The following is a 22,477-nucleotide window of genomic DNA, read 5'->3' as shown; positions in this document are numbered from 1 at the left end:
GAGGATTAGGCCTTCTTGGAACGAGAGGGGGCGGGGTCGGCGACAACCGGCGCGGCGGGGGCTTTCCCGGCCTGGAGCGCGAGCAGGGCCGCGAAACGATCCAGCGACGCGAGATGGAACTGGACCAGCGCCAGCCAGCCCTTGCGATGCCAGTCCAGGACGATGGCGTCGTCGAGGGCGGCGAACTTTTCAGCATCGACGATCTGGAAGCCGTCGACGCCCAGTTTGCGGCCGTCCGGCAGGGTGACGTCGGCGCGGCGGTCGATCAGCAGACCGCTGGCCTTCAGCGCCTCGGCGAAGGCGGTCGTGGCCTCGGCCTCGCCCTGGAAGGCGTCGCAGAAGGCCAGCGCCTGGCGGGTCAGTTCGGCGGGCTTGCCGTCCTCGAACAGGGGGCGTCCCTCTTCGCCGGACGACAGGACGCCCTCGGCCTCGACATCCAGCGCCAGGACGAAGCTCTTGCCGTCGCCGGTGGCGAGGAAGCCGAAGGGATAACGACGGACATAGGCGGGCACATAGGTCTCTTCGGTCCAGACGCCGTCGGCGACGAACAGATTGGTCCGTTCCAGTCCCGTCAGGGCCAAGGGCGCCGCGCCCTCGCCGGCGAAAACCACCGGATAGGTGCGCGCCGCGGAAGGGATCTCGGTCAGCACCAGCGGCACGAAGGCGGTGTCCGCGGCGAAGCCGTAGTCGGCGGACTTCAGCTTCCAGTCCGCATGCTCGACGGACGAGAGCGGGACCGGACGCCGGTAGAACAGGGGCAAGCGAGCCGTGGCGGCGGCTTCATCCGCGGACGGCGAGGTGGCATCGGATGACATTGAACTTCCAGTAATTTTTAGTTGGAACCTGGCCCGGTCCCGCAGGACCGGGCCGTTGCTCTAGTTCGACTGCCCGGCGCGGCGGACGACCACGGCTCCGTTGCCGGTCCGCTCCCAGGTCACATCCTCCCCGTCGAGAAGCCGGGTCAGGGCCTCCTCCATGGTCATGTCGCCGTGCAGGCTGACGACCTTGGATTCCGGCAGGGTGCGGGAATCGTAGACCAGGTTGATCCCGCTCATCCGGCCCAGCTGACGCAGGGCCTGATCGAGGGACTGGGGCTGCATTTCGAAATGCAGCCGCTGCTGGGCCACGGCGACCGGGCGCGGCGCAGCGGGGCGGGCGACGTCGACCGGCGGCGGCGCGGCGGCGGAGGCGCGGCCCGTCGAGGTCGCGGCCGGGCGGCAGGCCTGCCCCGTCCGTTCGTCCCGGCAGTCGTCGCCGTAGCCCACGACGCGAACCTCGATGATGGAGGGAGTCTCCACCCCGGTGTTGCGCCGGACCTGTCCGATGGCGTCGGCGATGGCTTCGCTGACGTCCGCCTTGGAGGCGGCGTTGTCGACGTCGAGAGAGTTGGGCGGCGTGGCGGGCGGCTGCGGCAGGCCGGTGGCGACGCCGCCGACCTCGATATTGTCCGTGCCGAGGATCTTGACGGCGAAGACGTTGAAGTTGCCGCTGACCCGGATGCCGGCGTCGCCGGCGTCCACGATGCCGTTCGGCGCCACCAGATCGACGTCGGCGGGCGGGGTGCCCGGGACCGTCGCCAGGGTGCCGATGCCCGCGCCGTTCGGCAGGCCGCCCGGTTCACGCGTCAGAACCCCCTGGGTCGTCAGTTTGTAGATGAAGTTGGGCGGGGTGATCGAGGTCCGCGCGCCGCGGCCGGCGGCGATGTCGCCGTACGAGGACCAGATCATGATGTTCCCGCCCTTGGCGGTCAGGATGCGGCTCTCGTTCAGCGTCACGCTGTCGTGGGCGAAGATGTTGATCTCACCGCCTTCCATGGTGACCACGCCGGCGCGCAGCGGATCGCTGGGACCGGCCAGGCTGTTGGCCAGCTTGAAGGCGCCGCCGGGGGCGACGAACTCGATGTCGCCGCCGCCGTTGGACCGGACCACGCTCAGATAGGTTTCGAAATCGCCGTCCCAGCGGGACTCGCCTTCGGCCAGCGCCTCGGTGCTGGACCGTTGGGCGCCCGGGTAGAGAATGCGGATCGCATCATAGCCCCGGTTGGCGCTCTGGTAGCGTTCGCTGTTCGGATCGTTGGCCTCGCGGCCGGCCGTGCGAAGCTCGGTGAACAGCACCTCGCGGTAGAAGGACGACTTGCGGTCGCTGCTCATCGCCTGCCAGGCGGTCCAGGCTTGGTCCAGGTAGGCCAGTTGCTCCTCGCGGGTCTTGAGGGGCTCCAGTCCCTGCTGACGGCGGACGTAGTTGACCAAGCCCTCGCGGGTCTCGGTCGGGAACTCCTGGTCCGGGCCGCCGGCGCGGTCATAGACCTGGTCGATCAGGTAGACCGATCCCCTGCGGCCGCCCAGATCGGTCAGCAGATAGTCTTCCTGATCGCCGGTCTTGTCGGGGTTCAGATAAGCGTCCTCGAAGGCCTCGTAGGACGGGGTCTGGTTGTAGCCGACGGAGATGCCGATATCGGCCGCGTCTTCCTCGGTCTTCCAGACGACGCCGACCTCGTCGTACTGGTGCTGGCGCATCCGGATCCAGCCGGTCTGGATGCCCTTGGCCTGGGACGGGATCCAGATGTCGTGGCCGGCCTCGACTTCCAGGCGACCGGGACCGAAGGTCTGGATGGTCGAACTGCCCGAGAAGAAGATGCTGCCCCCGGCGCGATAGATCGACAGATCGTTCGCCTGGTTGTGCTGGGTGGAGAAGTTCGGGAAGTAGATGTCCCCGCCGGCGAAGAACCAGGCCGGCTTCGGGAAGGTCAGGGCGCCGGTGGCGCCGCGCCCGCGACGGTTCATGAAGATGTCCCCCTCCCCGGCGTAGATCCGGATCGGCTCATGGTCGCCCAGATGCAGGTCCGGCGGGTTGATGTCGGAGAACGGCAGGTAGGTGTAGATCGCCTCGCCCATGCCGGCATTGACCCAGATGTCGGCGTTGACCCCCGGCGAGTTGCTGTCGCCGGTGATCGACACGGGTCGCAGGGGGCTGGGCACCAGCGCCGGATCGGACTGGCTCATCAGCAGGGTCGAGGATCCGGTCAGCCAGCCATAGCTGGCCGGGTCGCGGTAGGTGACGACGTCGTCCCCGAAGTCCAGCACCAGGTCGAGGAAGACGTTCTTCCCGGCCAGCAGCTCCAGATTGCCCGTCGCCGATGGGAACAGGGTGAAGCCGCCCTGGACGATCACGTCGCCGGCCGCGGCCACCGCGCTGACATTGCTGGGCCACAGCCAGTGCTGCGGGGTCATGAAGCCGATGCCGGCGGACGAGTTGCCGTTGCCCCAGACGATGCCGTAGTCGGTGACCCCCATGACCAGCGGCGCCGGGTCCTCGTCGTTGAAGGCGCCCAGGATCTGACGGGCGGCCACGACGAGGCTGTTGTTCCACAGTTTCACGTCGCCGCCGGCCGAGAACAGATCGACCTTGGCGTCGGACTGATAGGTCTGGAAGAAGCCGAAGCTGCGCCGGGTCTGTACGCCATAGCCGTCCCAGATCGACCCCGCCGGGGTCTGGTTCTCAAAGCCTGCGATGCCCGACATCGGGTCCAGCACCGCCTCGATGTTCAGGTCGCCGCCGCTGCGCAGGCGGAACTGGGCCGAGGAGGTGAACAGCAGAGTGTGGATCGGCTGGGCGGTTTCCGCATACCCGGGCCTGTTGAGGGCCTGGCTGAAGAGCCCCCGGACGTCCGAGCCCGAACGGAAGGCTCCGCCCGCGGTCAGCTCGGCCGTGCCGTCCCCGACGTAGTAGATGCCGCTCAGGATGTCGCCGCCCGCGTCGATGGTCAGCGCGCCTCCGCCCAGGGTGTGGAGCGTGGCGGGCGCATCGCCGAAGAAGCGGTTGCCCGAGACGCGGCCCGTGGTCGGGATGCTGGCCGACAGGTTGGCGATATCGCCGCCCGCCGAGATGTCGATGTTGCCGCCGCCCAGGGCGCCGACGCCCGCGCGGAAATTCTTGAAGGCGACGAACCAGGTGGTCTGTTCGTACGGGCGTCCGGTCTTGCCCGGCGAGAAGGTGCGGTTGGCGCCGTCGGCGACCCCGAAACGCCACAGCCAGGCGCTGGGGAACTGGTCGCTGTCGCCGCCGATGATGTCGTTCTGCGCGCGCAGGACGATGTCGCCGCCGTTCTCCGGATAGTAGGCCGTGATCGGTTCGAAGCCGCCCGAATCCAGCGTCGTCGGGGCGTCGAAGCCGGCGATGGCCGCCGACTGGACGCCCGCCGTGTACAGGGACGAGGCTTTTTCCTGGAAGACGATGTCCCGGCCCGCCGTCGCGGTGATGGAGCCCGTGCCCGTGCGGATGTAGTAGCCGTCGCTGCTGTCGATCTGCACGCCCGCGGGGTTGCCCGGGATGCCCGAGTTTCCGCCGACGGAGCGGACGTAGGGCAGCTCGCGCCAGCCGTAGTAGTCCTTCTCGACGAACTGACCCGTCACCGGATCGCGGGCGATGGGCAGGCCGGTCAGAGGATCGATATAGGCGTTCAGATCCGCGTCGAACTCCAGCTCGCCGCCGATATAGGCGCCGGTGTCCGGATCGCGCAGATACAGGGCGCGGTCGAAGGTTCCGGAGCGCATGTAGTAGTCGATCTCGTCGGCGATGCCGCCGATGATCAGCGAGCCCTTGCCCGGCTCCAGCAGGCCGGCGGCCAGGACGCCGGATGAGTCGGCGCTGGCCAGGTCCGCGCCGGCGGCCAGGCTGAACGACCAGCTGTCGCCAGTCAGGAGATCGCCGTCGCGGCCGGCGGCGGAGAAGCCGTCGCTCAGGTTGGCGTCGAAGCGCAGGTCGCCGCTCGCCCGCAGGGTCAGCACCCCGGCCTCGCCGCCGTAACGCATGCTCGCCAGGTTCCAGTCGGTGACCAGGGTCATGTCGCCGTCATTGCGCAGCTCAATGCCCGGAACGACGGTGATCCCGCCGCCCAGGCGCGCGCCGATCGCGGCGGCGCCCGTCATGAAGATATCGGCGTCGGCGGTGACCTGGTCGATCACCCCCTGATCGATGGTCTCGACGTCGTCATAGGCGCGGTAGGCCTCGGCCAGCACCGACCTGGCGCCGACGATCCGACCGGCCAAGCGGTCGATCGCCATGTCCGCGCCCACCTGCGGGGCCCGGATGCGCACCGTGCGGCCGCCCGCGCCCTGGCCGGAGACGTCGACCAGCGAGCCGGCGTCCAGGGCCACGGCGCCGCCGTTCACCCCGGCCGTCTCCAGGATGACCACGCCGCCCGAGCCGCCGTTCGATCCCGCGGCGATCAGTTGGCCGCCGCCGGCCAGGACCAGGTCCTCGGAGGCCGACAGGCGGATCGATCCGCCGTTGGTCCCCGGAGTCCGGATCGTGCCGGTCACCGTGATCGAACCGCCGTTGGCCGCGAGGCTGAAGTTCTGCACCCGCGTGTCGCCCGCGATGACGACGTCGCCGTCGGCGATCTTGAAGCGGCGGCTGTAGTCGAAGCCCGCCCGGTTCAGGGTCGCGCCCAGTCCCGAGAAATCGGACAGGGTTCCGGCGTCCAGCTCGAACGATCCGCCGCGCTCGCCCTGGGCGGCCGAGGCCAGGATCGTGCCTAGCAGGTTCAGCGAACCCAGCGGCACCCCGACCCGGAGCGTGCCGGCGGCGCCGCCCTGGGCCGCGCCCGACAGATCGATGGTCGCGCCGCTGGCGACGGTCACGTCGCCCCGGTCGGCCGTCAGGCCGACGGTCCCGGCGTTGGCCGGGGTCGAGCGGTCGAAGATGGTCGCCACGTCGCCGGTCACGTCGATCCGCGACCCGGCGCCCAGCACGACGTCGCCGTCGCGGGCCCGCAGGTTCACATTGCCCGCCGCGAGATCCAGGACCCCGCCCTGTTCGATGGAGGCGCCCGTGATGTTGATGGTCGCGCCGAGGGTCTTGAACCGGCCGGCCGTCGGGTTGGCGAGGGCGGAGATCTTCACCGCGCCGGACGCGTCCAGGTTCAGGCTGGCGCCGCTTTCGGCGGTCAGCGCGCCGGTCCGGATGTCCAGATCCCCCGGAACCAGAAGGCCGCCGGAACCACGCCCGATCACCCGGCTGCGGCCTTCGATGGCCACCCGGCTGAAGCCGTCCAGGGCGACCCTGCCGGACCCGATCGACACCTCGTCGCCGGACAGGGACAGGGAGCCCGCCCCGGCCGCGGCCGTGGCGACGGCGCCGTTGGTGTTCATCACCCGCAGACGGTCGCCCGTGATCGCGACCGCGCCGCCGCCGATCGACCTCAGCTGGGCGGAGTCGAAGGCCAGGGAGCCCGTGCCCTGCAGGGTGACGGGACCGTAGAAGTCGATGGTGCTGTAGCTCTTCAGGACCAGGTCCTGGACCCGGCCCAGGGCGCCCAAAGAGCCGCCCGAGAAGACCAGCCCCTCCACGCCCGGCGCCACGTCGCCGAAGCTGATGCGCGAGGCCGAGGCGCTGAGCTGCGCCGTCTGCAGGGTCGCCCCGGCGCTGAGGCTGGTGTCGGCGGTGGCGTCCAGCACCACCGACCGCGCCCCGATGATCCGGGCGCCGTCGGCGACGGCCAGGCGACCGCCGCCCACGATCGGAGGCAGGCCGCGATCGGCGCGGACGGCGTTGATCGCCGCCAGCGCGACGGGATCGGCCAGCAGGGCGTTCATCTCCGCGACGGCCTGCGGGTTGCGCAGGATGTTGACCAGATTGTCGGACGAGGCCCGGAACAGCACGCCCGTATCCAGGGCGCCGTGCAGCTGGACCTGGGGATCCCAAGGATTGGCCCCCGGAACCATGACGCGGTTGTAGACCGGGACCATGGTCAGGTCGCCGGACGAGCCGCCGATCGAACCGCGGACCTCGATGGCCGCGCCTTCTTCGATGCGGACATCTCCGGTCGCCGCCAGCAGGATCTCGGGGCCGTACAGGACCGAGCCGCGGTTATCGACGACGACGGTGTCGGCCGAGACCAGGATCTCCAGCCCCGCCGCGCCCTGGCGGCGCACCCCGCCGATAAGCAGGCTTTCGGCGCCGAAGGCGCTGAGCTGTTCGGCGTTCAGCAGCAGGTAGTCCGAGCCATAGGCCGTCGAGCCCATGTCGCCGGGCGCGACGATGGCGATGCGGGGCGCGTTGATGTCGGCGAAGCCGCCGCGTCCGCCCTCGCCGCCCGCCGACAGCAGGGTGGCGTCCAGGTTGATGCCGTTGACCGCCGACAGCACCACGCTGCCGCCGTCCAGCGGCGTGCGCGGAGGCGCGCCGAGCGGCTGGTTGGTCCGCAGCACCCGGTTCAGATAGGCGTCGGACAGGAAGAAGCTGTTGGCCGAGGTCTCCAGATACTGCGAACGCGTGCGCAGGGTCGCGCCCGGCATGACCATGAAGCCGGTCGTGCGCTGATCGCGGAACGGCGTGCCCGCATCCAGGCGATAGCCCGCCTGGATGGTCGAGCCGTCGTTCAACTGGGCGATGGTGCCCAGCGGCATGTTGGTGAAATCGCCGCGGTTGTGACGGGCGGTGACGCGGAAGGCGCCCGGCAGCAGCGCATAGCGCGCCGGCAGCAGGGTGTAGTAGCCGGCCGGCAGGCCGCTGCCGCCCGAGAGATAGACCTGCGGTCCGGCGTTCGGCTGGCTGGGATCGGTGTCGAACGACGGCACGATCGCGAAGATCTCCGAGGCGTCCGAGACCCAGTTGTAGTCGTCGTCCCGATAACCGGTCATCCAGTCGTGGGTCCCGCCCACGCCCGACACGAACTCATAGGCGAACAGGTCGCCGCTGCCTGAGACGTCGATCGTCGCCCCGTCCTGCAGGTCCAGCACCAGGCCGTCCAGGTTGATCGTCTTGGTCGGCAGGTTGGCCAGTTCCTGGCCGTTCGGGCCCAGGAAGGTGTCGCCGTTGGCGGTATAGCCCCACGGGATCACCCGTCCGTCCGCCGAGGCGGACGTCAGGCTGCCCGGCAACAGACGCACCACGCCCGAGCCCTCGGTGCCGTCGTCGTAGGCGACGAGGTTGATCGTGCCCAGCGGCGAACGCAGCACCCCGCCCTGGGTGATGCGCGGCGCGCGCAGGGTGAGCGTGTTGGCGGCTTCGAACGGCGCCGGCGTCCGGGGGCCGTCGGCCGGCGCCAGGACCTCGATCGACCGGTCGGACTTGAACTCGAGCTTCGCGAGGCCGTCGAGCGGCGGCTCCACGCCGCCGTAGCGGAGCGTCGCATAGACCTGGTCGGCCTGCAGGCGCAGGGCCCCCGGCGTCTTGACCACGCCCACGCCCGACAGGTCGCCGCGGCTGAACAGGTTGACGGTGTCGAAGCCGTGGAAGCCCGCGCTCGCGACGATCAGGTTGCTGCCGGCGTCGAAGGTGATCTGCGAGCCTTCCGGCGTGGCCGGAATTCCCGCGTTGGCGATCAGGGCCGCGAGCGAACCCGACACCTCGCCCGAGCTGATGCGGATGGTGTTGGCGAAGACGGACGCATTGACGTTCTCGCCCCCGATGATGGACGCGGCCGCCAGGTTGATGGTGTTGAACAGATAGGTGCCGTCGGCGTTGCGGGCGCCCAGGCTCACGTCGCCCACGAACTGGATGACGCTGGGCGAGGTCAGGTTGACCTGCGAGAAGCCGCCCTCGACGAGAGCGCTCGGCGAGAACTGCGCCACGGCGCCTGCCGGCCCTGGGGCGGGGATCGTCGCGCCCGCCATGGACTGGACCAGATCCAGCAAGCCTTGCGGCAACGACGGCAGGGTCGGGCCTCCGGCGCCCGGCGACTGCGTCAGGTTCTCGCCGATCATCAGGACCGGCAGCCCCCCGAGCGCGGCGTCCCAATAGGGCTGGAACACGGCTGCGGCGGAGGCCTGTGATCCACCGAGGGTGAAGCCGGGCGGGAAGTCGAAATTCACGCCGAAGACGTTTTCCCACGCGATCTGGCTCAGATCGGCGCTGAACACGTCCTCCACCGGCGTGCCGTCGCGGAACGTCGCGCCGTAGTAGATCAGATAGCCGATCGCCTCGGCGATCTGCGCCGGAGTGGCCCCCTGGGGCGGTTGGCCGAGGGTGGCCTGGAAATTCAGATCGAACGTGCCGCCCCGCGCGCCCGCGCCGCCGGCATGGGCGAGGTAGGTCGCGTCATTGATGTCCAGATCGGTTCCGCTGATCTGGATGAGGCCGCCATTCGACGAAATGAGCCGGGGAACGCGGACGACAGTGCCGGACTCGTCCAACCTGTCCGCCACGTCCAGCAAGGCGCTCGCGCCGGAGACATCAAGGACCGCGCCCGCGGCCAGGGAGACGGCGCCGGCGGTCAGCGAGATCTGGCCGCCGTTCAGGACTTCGCCTTCGCGAAGGATACGGCCGTCGGGGGCGCGGGTTTCGCTGAGGATGCGCACTGCACCGGCGGCGTTGAGCTCTGTGTCGCCACTGATCGCGATGGAACCTCCGCCGATGCTGATCTTGCCCGCAGGCGCGAAGATGTCGCCCCGGATATCGGCGAGGCCCACGCTGTTCAGCGACACGGAGCCGCCGGCTTCCACCCGGATGCTCGCGTTCTCGCCCATGATCAGGGAATTGTAGGTGATCGGCACGCCGAAGCGGTCGGTGTCGGCGCCCGACGAGAGCTTCAGGTTCATGCCGTTCCGCAGCACCGCCGGACGCAGCCCCGGAGCAACCGGTTCCAGCGTGGTCAGCAGGCTCAGATCGGTGCCCGTCGGCGCGTAGAACGGAGTCCGCCCCTGGAATGATTCCCGCAGCATCAGGGTCGCGGCCGTGGCGTTGATCTGCGTGCCGTCGGCGATCGTCATCGTCCGGCCGCTCAGATTGATCGCTGAGAAGCCGGCGTTGCGGAAGAAGTCGCTGCCGAAGACGCGAAGCCGGCGGCCCTCGCCGGCCTCCGGCGCCGCATCGTCCGTGATCAGTATGTCATCCCAGGCGAGACCCAGGCTCAGGGCGCCGTTGCCGCCCAGGCCGAGAGCGCTCAGGTCCGCGTCCAGGATCAGGTCGCTGCCGGTAGTGACGCTGGCGCCGATCGCGATGTCGCCGCCCCGGCCGAGCGAGACGTGGCCGTCGCGCTGGACCCAGGCGCCGCCGTCGGTCCGGATGACCATGCCGTCCGGCATCACCAGGCCCAGGTCCGAGATGGCGCCGAACTGCGGATACGGCCGGTCGGCCGCCGAGATCGAGACCTTGCCGCCGTGGATGCGCGGCACCCCGACCAGGGGCACCTCGTCCAGGAATTCGAAGTCGCTGAACCAGCCGCCGCGGGTGTCGATGACCGAGGCCGCCGAGAAGGCCACGCCGGCGCCGCTGGCGATCGTGAAGTCGCCGCCCTGGCTGCGGAAGCCGCCCAGGAACCACAGGTCGTCCGCCAGGGTCATCGAGAAGCTGGCGCCGTTGGCCAGGTTCAGATTGACGCCGGCCTCCACGATATTGGCCGGTCGATCCAGAGGCGCGCCGCCGCCTTCGTACAGGCGTTGCTCGATCTCATAGGACCCCATGGTCGAGCGATTGAAGAAGTCTTCCGACAGCAGGGCGCCGTTATCCCAGCGCTGGCTTCCGGTGACGTAGTCGTCGCCGATCTCGGCCTCCACGCCGAACAGGTCTTCACGGACGTCGCTCAGGCTGGAGGTGAAGGTGAAGTCGTCGCCCAGCACCTGCTCGATGTCGGTGATCAGGGTGCGGTTGTTGCGATACTCGCCCTCGGTTCCACCCGCGTGGGCGTTCAGCGAAAAGACGCCGCCGCGCGGCGGCGCGCCTCGCTGGTATTTGCCGACGATCACGTCGCCCCGGACCGCGCCCTGGAACACCGAGTCCGGCGCCAGGATGGCGATCGTGCCGGCGTTGCCGCCATGCTGGTAGCTTTCTTCCCAACGGCCCTGCCGGCTGGACATCAGCGGCACGTAATAGGCGGTGCTGAGGCCCCATTTCCGGTCGTTGACGACGAACTGGTTCGCCAGGCCGACGTAGATCTCGTCCGGATCGGCATTGCGGATGTCGATGATCCGACCGTCGGCGGTCTGCAGCAGGGTGGTGTTGACGAAGCCGGCCGCATAGGTGACCGCCCCGCCCGACACGTCGATGACCGAACCGCGCTTCATGATGAAGTCGTTCGGCACGTCGATCTCGAACGTGCCGCCGTTGATCAGCAGTTGCGGCAGCGTCGCCTGGGTGAGGTTGTCGAATGCCGTCCAGTCGGCGACGTGGGTGCCGAAGCGGCGATCGATCTCGACCAACTGGCGGTACAGTGGTCCGTTGCGCTGCAGCGGCGAGTCGCGCAGCTGGCTGATGAACAGCTTGCCGCTGACGGTGTTGGACTCCATCGCCAGGGTGGCGTCGCGCCAGCCGGACAGGTCGATGGTGGCGCCCCGCTCCATCAGGAAGCGGGTGCCGTCCTCGTTGTCCTGGTTGGCGCCGTCGCCGCGATTGCCGCCGAAGCTGAGGACGTGCTGGCCGGTGTCCAGCAGGACGCGCATCTTGCCGCTCGGGGCGTAGATGAGCGCGTCTTCCTGCATGTGAACGGTGCGGGCGCGGATATCGATATTGCCGACGCTCTGCAGGCCGGCGCTCAGCGCCACCGCATCGCGGGACAGCACGTCGGGAAGGATGGTGGTGACGCTGCGCGGTCCGAAGACGACCGAGCCGTTCCCGCCCAGCACGGCGCCCGGATAGTCCCAGTCCGGGTAGTACATGAAGGCCGCGAAATCGATCCCGCCGCGAACCAGGGCGGTCGAGGTCGCCGCCATGTGGCCGTTCTGGTGCAGCTGGAAGCCGCGCAGGTCGATGTAGCCGTGCTCGGCGGTCACCTCCCCTTCGTTCAGGACCTTGAAGCCGATGCGGCGGATACGGTCGAGCTGATAGGCGAGGTTCCAGCGGTCCCGCTCTGCCGGCGGGACAGGCTCGCCCGGATGCTGACCGCCGACATAGGGCAGATCGACGGGTCGGGCGGCGTAGGGCGAATAGGGGCCGGTCAGGGCGCCGATGCGCCCTTCCGGGGTGCCGGACAGCCAGGCATGCTCGCCCGCGCCCAGCAGGATCTGACCGCCGTCGGTGCTGTGCAGCAGGCCGCGGTTGGTCACGTTGTTGCCGAACACCATGATCTTGCCCAGCGCGCCCGTCTCGATCGAGCCGTTGACGCCGATGGTGACGTTGAAGGCCAGCGGGTCGTTGGGATCGACCGGCAGGGGCAGATCGACATACAGCAGGCCGCCCTGCCAGATTTCGGTCTGCCAGGTGCTGGACAGCTGCGGGACCGAGCGCTGGTTGGCCAGGGTCAAGGTGCCCAGAAGGCCGACCTCGAACTGCTGGTCGGTCATGTTGAGCTGCGACGCCAGCACCTGCTGCGCGCGGATGCGGCCGTTGATGTCCAGGCCGCCGGGCGACACGAGATAGAGATGGCCGTCCGCCTGGATCTGACCGTTCAGGTGCGCGACGCCGCCGACGAAGCGGTTCAGCTGGATCCAGTCCCGCTTCTCCTGCTGGATGCGCAGGACGTCGCCGGCGTTCAGCGTCAGGTCGCCGCGCCATTCCAGGATCGAGCGCGGGCCGCTCTGCACGATGGTGGTCGTGTTGCCCGACAACTGCACGTCGGAGACACCCGTGCCGGTGACCAGCTGGCGCGTGTTGATGACGGCGTCGTTGCCGACCAGGACGCCGTTGTCGTTGAGGATGAAGACCCGGCCCGGGGCCCGGATTTCGCCGTGAACTTCCGCCGCCTGGGCGCCGTGGACGCGGTTGACCGCGATCCAGTCCGAACGCTGCTGCTGGAATTCCAGCACCTCGCCCGCCTGCAGGCGGAAGTCCTCCCAATCGAGCAGGGCCCGGGCCTCGGTCTGTTCGATCGTCATCAGCGGACGGCCGTCCGTGGCAGTGCTCACCGTCGGCCGATTGGCGCCTGTCCACTGCGACTGGGTGCCGTCAGGCAGGGTGACCTGTCCCCGCTGCATCGCCAGCATGGAGCCGAACGCCGCGCGCGGCGGCTGCTGCGCCTGCGCCGCTCCGGGGACCAGCAGTCCGGCCGCGACGGCGAGGGCCGGCAGGCTGGACCCGATCAGGCCCCGCATCTGGACGCTGCGGCGGAAGGACAGGCGGGCAAGGGCGGGAACGAACGAGATCATGGCCAGGTCTTTCGAACGAGACGGCGGAATGGGATCTATTGTGCGGGGGTGGCCGAGGGCTCGGCGGCGGCGGCCTCGGCGCGGCGGCGCGCGAGCTCCTCGTCCATCCGGCGCTCTACGCTGGGCGCCAGGGTGGTTTCATCGATGCGGGCCGCACGGAGGCGGTCCTCATAGTCCTGGACCCGGTTCTGCAGATCGACGCGGGCGGCCTGGACGAAGGGTTCGCGGCGCACCAGCGCTTCGCCGACGCCCATGCCGGCGTACCGGTCCAGGATCTGGGAGGCGATCTGGTAGAGTTCGGCGTTGCGGGTGCGGCCGAGGACGAGCAGTTCATCCTTCAACGCCCCTTCCGACCGTGCCTGCGCCAGCAGGATGCGATGGTTGGCCAGCGCCTGTTCCGACTGCGCGAGACGCGCCTGCAGAAGGGCGATCTGCTCTTCCTGCGTCGGCGTGGCGGCGACCGGCGCGACGGCGGCGGGCGGGGCTTGCTGAGCCGACGCCTGGCCGGACAGGCCCGCGAGACAGACCGCGGCCGCGGCCGCGAGGATCATGCGGTTCATGATCAGAACTCCGTCTCGAGGGTGACCTGCAGCACGTCCGTGGAGAACGGCGGGCGCGAGATCGCGTCCGTGCTGAGCCATTTCAGATTGAGCGTGGCGCTGTCCGCGAGGCCGTATTTGCCCTCCAGGACGAAGCCTTCCAGGTCGGTGCCGCCGAGGCCGAAGTCGCTGTCGGTGAAGATGTCCAGGACGGCGTCGGTCTCGAGGTATTTGTAGGCGGCCGACACCATCCAGTCGCCGCGGCGGCCGGTCGACAAGGTGCCGAAGTCGACGCGAGCCTGCCAGGCGATGTCGCCCGACGGCACGCTGGCCTCGGCCTGCAGCAGTTGGATCTGCGACCGATCGTAGGCGAGGTTCTTGGCGAAATCGCCGATCACACGGACGCGGAGACCGTCGAAGCCGGTGTAGTCCACGTGACCGGTCACGTTCAGCACGTCGAAGTCCGAAGCCAGACCCGCCAGGGTCGTCGTCCCGTCGGTGCGCATGTTGAAGATCGAGTTGCCGCGGGCCAGTACGGCCGGCGCGGTGTAGTCGTAGATGCGCGAGCCCTGCGCCGGGTTGCGGCGGCTCTGGACGTTGGCGAAGGCGTAGTAGGCCACCGCCGCCTTGATCGAGATCGTCTCGCCGACCTTGGTCTCGGCGCCGAACTGGGTGGCCGCCAGATAGCGGTCCTCGTCGTCCAGCTCGCGTTCCTGCAGCGGCAGATAGGCCGAGGTCGAGAACACCTTGGCCGCGCCGAAGTCATGGCTGATGGTCAGCGCCACGCCTTCGGGGTTGATGTCCGTGTCCCAGACCAGGTCGGTCGAATAGAACGGGTTGGGCATTCGCCCGCCGGTCAGGGTGACGCCCGCCATCGGCTGGTAGCGAAGGTAGGCCTTGTCGATCCAGATCGGATCCTTGCTGAAGTAGTCGCCGAGGGTCTCGTTGGTCGACACGGCGCCGTCGTCGCTGCCCGAGGCCAGGACGATGCCCATGAAGACCTGGTCGGACAGCTGGGCGTTGATGCCCAGACGCGCCCGGTAGCGGTAGCGGTTCCGGTTGACGGTGGAGTTCAGCAGAGGGAAGCCCTCGGACGTCTTCACACCGCCGGCCTCGTTGATGGCGTTGGCGTCCGGGAAGAACGGATAGTTCCCCTCGTCGAAATAGTTGCCCTCGAAGCGGAGGCGGAAGTCGCCGGTCAGGCTGATGCGGTTCAGCCATTCGGGCATGGTGTTGGGCGCGACCCATCCCTCGGCGCGCGCCTGGGTCATGACCTCGGTGCGGATCTCGTCGCGGATCTGGTTGCGGACCAGTTCGGGGACGTAGGCGACGTCGATCGTCGTCGGCGTGGGCGGCGCGGCGGCCTGGACCCGAAGGGCCGCGGTCTGGCGGGCGCGGTCCAGAAGCGCCTGGGCGCGATCCGCCGGAACGACCCCCTCCTCGACCAGCAACTCAAGCAGGTCGATGGCGATTTCCGCGTCGGAGGGCGCCGGAGCCGCCTGGGCGGACTGCGCCATCGCCGGGCCGGCGCCGAGGGCGACGCTCAGCGCCACCGCCGCCGTCGTCGTCAGGAGAGTCTTGGAGAGGAGAGAGGTCATGGCTTGGTTCTTTCCGGATCGACGGCCTCAGCCGCCGGTGCGTCTCATGTTGATGTCTAGGACGGTGGTGGCCTCGATCCCGGGCGGGCGGCCCCGCCCCAGCGGGGAGAGCGAGGCCAGGACGTCGCGAACGGCGGCGTCCATGGCCGCATCCCCGGTGGAGGAGCGAAGGCGGGCGTTTCCGAACCGCCCGTTGTCGTCGACCACCACGCTGACCCGGATGAAGCCCTGGGCGCCGCGCGTACGCGGATCCCGTTGCAAGGCCCGGCGGACGTGGGTCTCGACATAGGAGCCCCATCCCCCACCCCCGCCGCCGCCGCGCCCGAACAGTCCGCCGCCCTGGCCGGCGGCCAGGCGGAAGCTGTCGGAACCGGCGTCGGCCGGGCGATCCAGGCCCGCGGCCTCGCTGGAGACCGCCGGAGCGTCCGAAGGGCTTTCCGAGGGCTGTTCGACGTCCGGCTGAACCTGCGGCTCGTCGGTCGGCTGAATGATCTCGGGTTCTTCTTCCATGATCGGCTCCTCCGGCTCGGGCGGCGGAGGGGGCGGCGGCTGGACCAGGGTGATTTCCTGAATGAAGCGCTCGGGCGCCGGGGCGTTGGGCGAGGGCCAGAACCAGATCCCCAGTCCGATCGCGGCCGCCAGGACGGCGACGGCGATCAGTCTGGCGACCCAGGACGACCGGTCAGGCTTGGACGGACGGGTCATTCCATATGTCCCGTCAGGCCGGCCGCTCACGCTCGGACACGAGGCCGAGCTGGGTGATCCCCACGCGGCCGCATACGTCGAGCACGGCCATGATGGTGCTGTACTGCGCCCCGCCGTCGCCCTTGATCACGACCGGGAAGTCCGGGGTGACCGCCTTGAACGACAGCAGCTGGCTCTCCAGCTCGTCGAGCGTGACCGGGAAGGTGTCGAGGTAGATCTTGCCGTCGTTGGTGACCGTGATCGCCTTGGTCGTCGGCTTGGCCAGGCTGACCGATGAACTGGCCTTGGGAACGTCGACCTTGATCCCCTGAACCGAGGCCGTGGTCATGATGATGAAGATCACCAGCAGGACGTAGGCGAGGTCCAGCATCGGGGTGATGTTGATGTCGTCGTAGGGTTTTCCGACCTGACTCGCGCGCATGCCGGCCCCCTATCGGTAGGCTTTGGCGATCTTCGTGACGAACTCGTCGGCGAAGACCTCCATGTCGGCCGTGAGGCCCTGGATGCGGGTGATCAGGTAGTTGTAGCCAAACAGGGCGGGGATCGCGACGGCCAGGCCGGCGACGGTCGCCAGCAGGGCCGCGGCGATGCCGGGCGCGATGGCGTTGATGTTGACGTCGCCCGCCGCGGCGATGGCGGCGAAGGTGATCATGACCCCGACCACGGTGCCCAGGAGGCCCAGGAACGGACCGCCCGAGATGGCGATGGTCAGCAGCACCATGAAGCGGTTCAGGCGCTGCATCTCGGTCGACTGCTGGGCGTTCAGCGACGACCGGACGATGGCCACGGAACGCTCGTCCAGCGCGCCCTTGTCATCGACCTGATCAGCCACTTCGCCGAGGCCCGCCTCATACATCCGGAACAGGCCGGAGCGTTCATGCAGCGTGGGATCCATGGCCGGCTTGCCGGCGCGGCCCCGGCGCATTTCCTCGCGGAACTCCGTCTTGAAGCGACGGTCGGCGGCGGCGGTCGCGTTGATCTGGCGAACCTTCTCGAACATCACCCAGAAGCTCAGCAGGCCCAGCACGCCCAGGATGCCGATGACGATCCAGGCGTCGGGCGTCAGGGCGTTCAGCAGGACGCCGAAGTAGTTGTGACCTCCGCCTTCAGCCGTTTCGGGCTCGGCCGAGAAGGAGACGAAGGCGGCGGAGCGGCCCTGGGTGCGGGCGGCGAAGGCGATCTGCGACGCCGAACGGGCGGTGTTCGCCTGACCGGCCTCGTCCATGTCGCCGACGAAGGCGGGCTGGCCGGAGACCGAACCGAACACCGTCTCACCGGCGAGGGCCGGCAGGGCTGCGGCGACTTCACCGGCCTGCGCGCCGTCGACATAGAGCCGCACCGCGTCGCCGTCAGCGACCATCGCGAGGTGGGTCCAGGTTCCGGTGGTGAGCGAGGCGGAGCCGCGCACTTCCTGGGCCGCGCCCGAGGCGTCGATCACCCGGACCGTCGGAACGCCCTGGTTCAGCACCAGGGCCAGGCGCGAGGCGGCGCCTTCGCCGCCGGCGGACAGTTTGGTGATGACCGCGCCGTTCGAAGCCGCGTCGGCCTCGTCCAGCTTCACCCAGGCGGAGAAGGTCACGCGACCGGCCGCGGCCACGGCGATCGAGTCGCTGGGGGCCACCCGGACCTGGCCGTTGGCGGCGAAGCGGGCGCCGCCGGCGATCAGGCCGTCCGCGACCAGTTGGGCCGTCGAGGCGCTGACCTGGTTGCGGTTGGCGGTGACGTCGGTCGGCACGCCGCCCGCGTCGCTGAAGTGCATCGCCAGGCTCTGCTCGCCGTCATAGGTGGCGCCGGCGTTGGCCGCCGAGGTCGCGTTCTCGGCGCCGTAGTACATCCACATGTCCGACCGGCCGGTGGTGTTGACCGTCGGCACGTCGACCCAGACCAGGCCCAGTTCGGCGGTCGGGTCGAAGCGTTCGATGTGATAGTTTAGCGGCGTCCGGTCATCGCCCGACGTGAAGCGCAGGTCCGAGCCGTCCGGCTTGACCTTCGAGAAATCCAGCACGCCGCCATGGAGACGGACCAGCGTGGGCGCGCGCTCGATGCGCTCGCTGACGCCGACCGCCGAGGCGTCCAGCGAGATCTTGCGCCGTTCCGTCCAGTCGTCGTTCCACCACGCCAGGGCCGCCGCGGGCGCCAGAATGCCGACGGCGAGCACCGTCATGAACCACTTCTTCTTTGTCATTGCCCCGTATCCTGTCTGGATGTCGTCAGAAGTCGGACCAGACGCGGAACTGCCCGCGCCACCGTCCGTCGAAGTCTGTCTTGGTGTCTTCCCGATCGATCAGCGGGCCGGCGAGGAGCGCCGAGGCGTTGATGCGATTGAAGAGTCGAAGCCTCATGCCGAAACCGACGCCGGCCAGGCGGAAGCGGTCCTCAACGTGGCCTGTAAGGTCCGGCAGGGCGTCGTAAACGCCGAGGTAGGCCCCATCTACAAAGGTGAAGACGCGGAAGTCGTCGCCGATGGTCCACCGGTGGAACGACGGGCTTTCCAGCTCGTACTGCCAGTAGACGCCGTAGTCGCCGAGCTCCTGGCTCTCGTAGTAGCCGCGCACCGAGTCCAGGCCGCCCGCGGCGAACTGCTCGTTGGAGATCAGCGGCTGACCGGACAGTTGCGCGCCCAGCCGGAAGATCATGGAGGTGTCGGCCTCCATCCGGCGGCGCCAGCTCAGGTCGCCGCGCAGATAGGCCCAGCTGGACTCGGCGTTGAAGCGCTTCAGGCGATATTCGAAGTCGTCGGCGCCCAGCCCGCGGATGCCGAAATTCAGGCCCAGGTTCAGGTCGACGTCGTCCTGCTGGCCGCGATAGGCCAAGGCGTACTGGAAGGTCAGCGGGATGTAGTCGATCGGCGTGGACGCCGTGTCCGACCCGAGGATCAGATCCTCGTTGAAGCTCTTGTAGTCGAAGCCCGCGATCAGCTGGTGGACCGCGTTCCCTTTTTGAGAGGCTGCGATGAAGCGGGCGCCGGCGATGTCGCCGCTGCCGATCACGCCGATGCCGCCGATGGCGGCGACGTCGCTGTCGGAATGGACCGCATAGCCCACCACCGTGAAGGGCGTGCCGGCGATCGGCGCGACGTAGGAGCCCGAGACGACCAGCGATTCCGACGGGTCGTTCGGGGTCGTCTGGACCTGCAGGCTGAGGCTGTGCTCGTGCTGGAACAGGTTGGCGTAGTTGATCGACGCCGCAAGGCGGATGCGTTCGGTGCGGTTGCTGAACCGGTCGTTGACCTCCAGCGAACCGTGGATGGGCAGCCGGTCCTCGACCTGGAGATCCACGTCGACGGTGCCCGGAGTTTCCCCCGCCCGCAGGGTCGGGGTGATGCTGCGGTCCGCCGAACGGTTCAGCGCGGCGACCTCTTCGGCCACCTGGCGATAGTTCGGCACGACGCCCTCGGCGAGCGAGGGCGCGCGAGCGCGGATGCCCTCGGGCGAGAAATAACGCGACTCCGTCACGCGCAGCCGGCCAACCCTCAGTTCCGTCACCGTCAGCCGGACGACGCCGCCGCGAACGTCCTGCTCGGGGATCTCCACGCCGACGGTCTCATAGCCCGCCGAGCGGTAGGCGGCCTCCAGCGCGGCGCGCGCGCTTTCGACATCGCCGACCGTGCGCTGCGGTCCCAGGAACGGATAGATGGCCCGCTCGACCTCGATCCTGGGCAGGACCGTGTTGCCGTCCACGCGGTAGTTCATGATGTCGATGCGGCGCTCGACCGCGCCGGCGTCTGCGGGCGCGGGAGCCTCCTGAGCGCCGGCGACACCCGCCGACAGCGCCGCCGCCGCGACCGCGCCCATCAGGGCCACGGCCAAACGCTTCCTCGATACTACGACCTTCACGCCCGCCCCCCAGAACCAACCACATCCCGTCAGGGCCGTGTCGTCACGCTGGATACGGCATATCGAAGATCAAACAACCGCAAGACTTGGTGTACGCGCACAAGGTGGCTGATCTTGAAATGACGACAACGATTGCAACCCTCCGAAGGCTGATAGTCTGGTTACTTGAAGTTATTGAGACGGATTATCTTACTTTTTACTTTGGACGCCAAAAGCCTCCCGGAGCGATCCGGGAGGCTCTGGACCTCGGAACGACGGCGCGGGTCAGGCGGCCAGGCGTCCCTCGCCTTCACTGGGCGACACGCCGAACTGCGCCCTGAAATGCCTCCAGAAGGAGGTGTAGTCGGCATACCCCACGCGCCGTGCGACGGCCTTGAGCGAGAGCGACGGCTCTTCACGCAGCAAAGCCCGCGCCGCCTCCATCCGCACGCCGCGCACGAAATGGCTGAAGCTCATGCCGCGGAAATCCTGGAAGGCGCGATACAGCGAGCGCGGGCTGACGCCGACGGCGACCGCCACGTCGGCGGCGGTGAACTCGTCAGAGAGGTTGGCCAGAACGAAGGACTCGGCCCGCTTCAGATGGCCCGGCGAAATGCTCCAGCTGGGCTTGGCCGCCTCCTCCTCGAAATGCTCGATCAGCAGGTCCATCAGCACGGCCCGCGACCGCCGCAGGCTGACGCTCCCGCCGACCGTTTGCGACAGGGAGGACTCGCGCAGCATGAACTCCAGGAAGCGGTTGATTGGCCCGACCTGGGCGCGGTCGAAGCGCAGGGCGTCGCGTCCGAACGGCTCGGCGTCCCGTTCCGGGTGCCAGGCCGCGAGGTGCTGCATCAGCTGGCTGACCTCGAAGCACACGCCATGGACCGGGGTGTCGGCGCGCACGGAGATTCGCGTCGTCCCGCCGCCGACATAGAGGATGCCGGTGCCCTCGACGGCGAAAGTGCGCGACGGTTCGCTGAGCTCCAGCGCCACCCCCTCCTTCGCCGACAGGAAGGTGACCAAACCCGGGGCCGCCTGTTCGATGAAGACGGCGCTCTGGAAATGGAAGGCGAAGACCGCGCCGCTGTCCAGCGGGATGGTCGATACCTCGCCCGTCACCGCCTCGCCCTTGGGAGAGCTCACCCGTCGGACGCCCAAGGCGCCCAGTTCCCGCGTCAGCAGGCCGCCGTCGCGCGAAAAGACGCTGCGCGAGCTCGTCTGTCTGGCGTCGTGCATTTGAACGGCCCCCAAAGCTACATGTCTCAGGGGAAGAGACGACGCTCGCGCGTCAGTCCACACGCCGTCTCAAAACTTTCATGCAGGCCGGCGCTCCATCACGATCTTGCCCGCGCGGCGCTGCACCTGAAGCCCGTACAGCCGGGCCAGGGTGTGGGCGAAGGTTTCCGAATCCCCGGTCTTGAACACCCCCGAGATGCGCGCCCGCGCCACCCGCTCGTCATTCAGAACCATGGGCGTGCGGCTATAGCGGTTCATCTCCGCGACGGCGTCGGCCACCAGGGTCTGCTCCAGGACCAGCTCGCCCCGCCGCCAGGCCAGCGAGCTTTCGAGCTTGGGCCGGTCGATCCGGTTCGGCGCGCCCTGGCGCCAGCGCACCCGCTCGCCCGGCGACAAGGTGAGAGGCGGACGCGTCAGCGCATCCGCGCCGCCGTGATTCACCAGCACCGAGCCGGACACCAGGGTCACCTGCGTCTCCTCGCCGTCGCGGCGGATCAGGAAGGAGGTGCCGAGCACCCGCACGTTGTCATGGTCGATGTTGACCACGAAGGGGCGGTTGGGATTGCGCGCGACATCGAAATAGACCTCGCCGCGGGTCAGCGCGACCCGGCGCGTGCCCCGCTCATAGTTGACCGTGACGCTGCTGTCCGTGTTCAGGGTCAGGCGAGTGCCGTCATCCAGCTCGACGATCTCCTGCTCGCCCCGGGCGGTTTCATAGACCGGATCGCGCAAGAACAGCGCCAGCGGCAAGGCGGCCAGGGCCACGGCCAGGACCGCGCCGGCGATCCGCGTCCGGCGCCGGTTCCTCAGCTGCTGTCCAGCGGTCCCCGCCCCTGTCCAGACGCCATGGACGCGCTCGAAGGCCGGTGCGTGACGCGGGTCGCGCGCCAGCCACTGCTCGAAGCCTTCGCGCAGGGCCTCGCCCGGCCGGCCGTCAGCCAGCCGCACGACCCATTGGGCCGCCGCTTCATCGATGGCGTCGAAGCCCTTGTTCCGCACGTCGCTCACGCCCAACCCTCTGTCCATCGCATCAGGAACAGCAATCCCCGGGCGATCCGTTTTTCCACCGCACTCACGCTGACGTCGTGCCCCCGCGCGATGTCCGACAGCGAACGCCCGTCCAGTCGCTGGGCGATCAGCATCGAACGGGTTGTCGGGTCCATCTCGCGCAACCCCTGCATCAATCTCTCTAGACGCTGGCGACGGTGCAAAAGCTCATCAGGCGAAGGTGAAAAATCCACCAGCGCCATGTCTTCGACCGGCTGGTCGGCGATCCGGCGACGCTTTCGGCGACGCGCCTCGTCCGTCGCGAGGTTGGCGGCGGTCCGGTACAGGAAGGCTTCCGGCTGACGGATGTCCTGGCGACCCTGTTCGACCGTCAGTCGGGCGAAGGCCTCCTGGATGAAGTCCTCGGCGTCCTCATGCGAAGCGCCACGGCGCATCAGGCGCCGCTTGAGCCGTTCAAAGATGTCATGGAAGCCGGACAAGGTCGCTCCACCACTCGCTCCGGAGCCAGCCGACTACAGCAGTGACCCGGGATCGACAAGACAGCAGAAGGGCCG

Annotated in this window: 11 protein-coding genes; all 11 read right to left on the bottom strand. The window is 68.9% G+C overall.

What is annotated here, in order from left to right; genetic code table 11:
* Window positions 1-5: 5 nt before the first annotated feature.
* The 11 genes from AC1RRF_RS16340 to AC1RRF_RS16290 all read right to left on the bottom strand — a co-directional run bounded on the left by AC1RRF_RS16340 (window position 6) and on the right by AC1RRF_RS16290 (window position 22,402).
* Window positions 6-815: a SapC family protein gene (locus tag AC1RRF_RS16340; RefSeq protein ID WP_492836440.1), complete on the bottom strand. Its 810-nt coding sequence runs from the start codon at window positions 813-815 to the stop codon at window positions 6-8.
* Between the two features lie 60 nt (window positions 816-875).
* Entirely contained in the window at window positions 876-13,022 is a 12,147-nt protein-coding gene (locus AC1RRF_RS16335; RefSeq protein WP_492836438.1) for a filamentous hemagglutinin family protein, read from the bottom strand.
* A 35-nt stretch (window positions 13,023-13,057) separates the two neighbouring features.
* Window positions 13,058-13,582, bottom strand: coding sequence for a hypothetical protein (locus tag AC1RRF_RS16330; RefSeq protein WP_492836436.1), 525 nt, complete (start codon window positions 13,580-13,582; stop codon window positions 13,058-13,060).
* A 2-nt stretch (window positions 13,583-13,584) separates the two neighbouring features.
* Window positions 13,585-15,159 (bottom strand): putative porin, encoded by a 1,575-nt coding sequence (locus AC1RRF_RS16325; RefSeq protein WP_492836434.1) that lies wholly within the window; start codon window positions 15,157-15,159, stop codon window positions 13,585-13,587.
* A 27-nt stretch (window positions 15,160-15,186) separates the two neighbouring features.
* A complete protein-coding gene (locus AC1RRF_RS16320; RefSeq protein ID WP_492836432.1) occupies window positions 15,187-15,864 on the bottom strand; it encodes an energy transducer TonB family protein in 678 nt (225 codons plus the stop codon).
* 13 nt (window positions 15,865-15,877) lie between these two features.
* Window positions 15,878-16,285, bottom strand: a complete 408-nt coding sequence (locus tag AC1RRF_RS16315; protein WP_492836430.1) for an ExbD/TolR family protein — start codon at window positions 16,283-16,285, stop codon at window positions 15,878-15,880.
* Window positions 16,286-16,294: 9 nt separating this feature from the next.
* On the bottom strand, window positions 16,295-18,049 hold the full coding sequence (locus AC1RRF_RS16310; RefSeq protein WP_492836428.1) for a DUF2341 domain-containing protein: 1,755 nt from the start codon (window positions 18,047-18,049) through the stop codon (window positions 16,295-16,297).
* Between the two features lie 25 nt (window positions 18,050-18,074).
* Window positions 18,075-19,667 (bottom strand): ShlB/FhaC/HecB family hemolysin secretion/activation protein, encoded by a 1,593-nt coding sequence (locus AC1RRF_RS16305; protein ID WP_492836481.1) that lies wholly within the window; start codon window positions 19,665-19,667, stop codon window positions 18,075-18,077.
* 297 nt (window positions 19,668-19,964) lie between these two features.
* Window positions 19,965-20,915, bottom strand: a complete 951-nt coding sequence (locus tag AC1RRF_RS16300) for an AraC family transcriptional regulator (protein WP_492836426.1) — start codon at window positions 20,913-20,915, stop codon at window positions 19,965-19,967.
* A 78-nt stretch (window positions 20,916-20,993) separates the two neighbouring features.
* Window positions 20,994-21,923, bottom strand: coding sequence for a FecR family protein (locus tag AC1RRF_RS16295; RefSeq protein ID WP_492836424.1), 930 nt, complete (start codon window positions 21,921-21,923; stop codon window positions 20,994-20,996).
* Window positions 21,920-22,402 carry a sigma-70 family RNA polymerase sigma factor gene (locus tag AC1RRF_RS16290; protein WP_492836422.1) on the bottom strand — a complete coding sequence of 161 codons (483 nt, stop codon included), beginning with the start codon at window positions 22,400-22,402 and terminating at the stop codon, window positions 21,920-21,922. Before AC1RRF_RS16290 ends, AC1RRF_RS16295 begins: the two co-directional genes overlap by 4 nt.
* Window positions 22,403-22,477: the final 75 nt, after the last annotated feature.

The sequence above is a fragment of the Brevundimonas sp. GW821-FHT12C05 genome, assembly GCF_058807475.1.
This window is presented reverse-complemented; position numbering and strand designations above follow the sequence as displayed.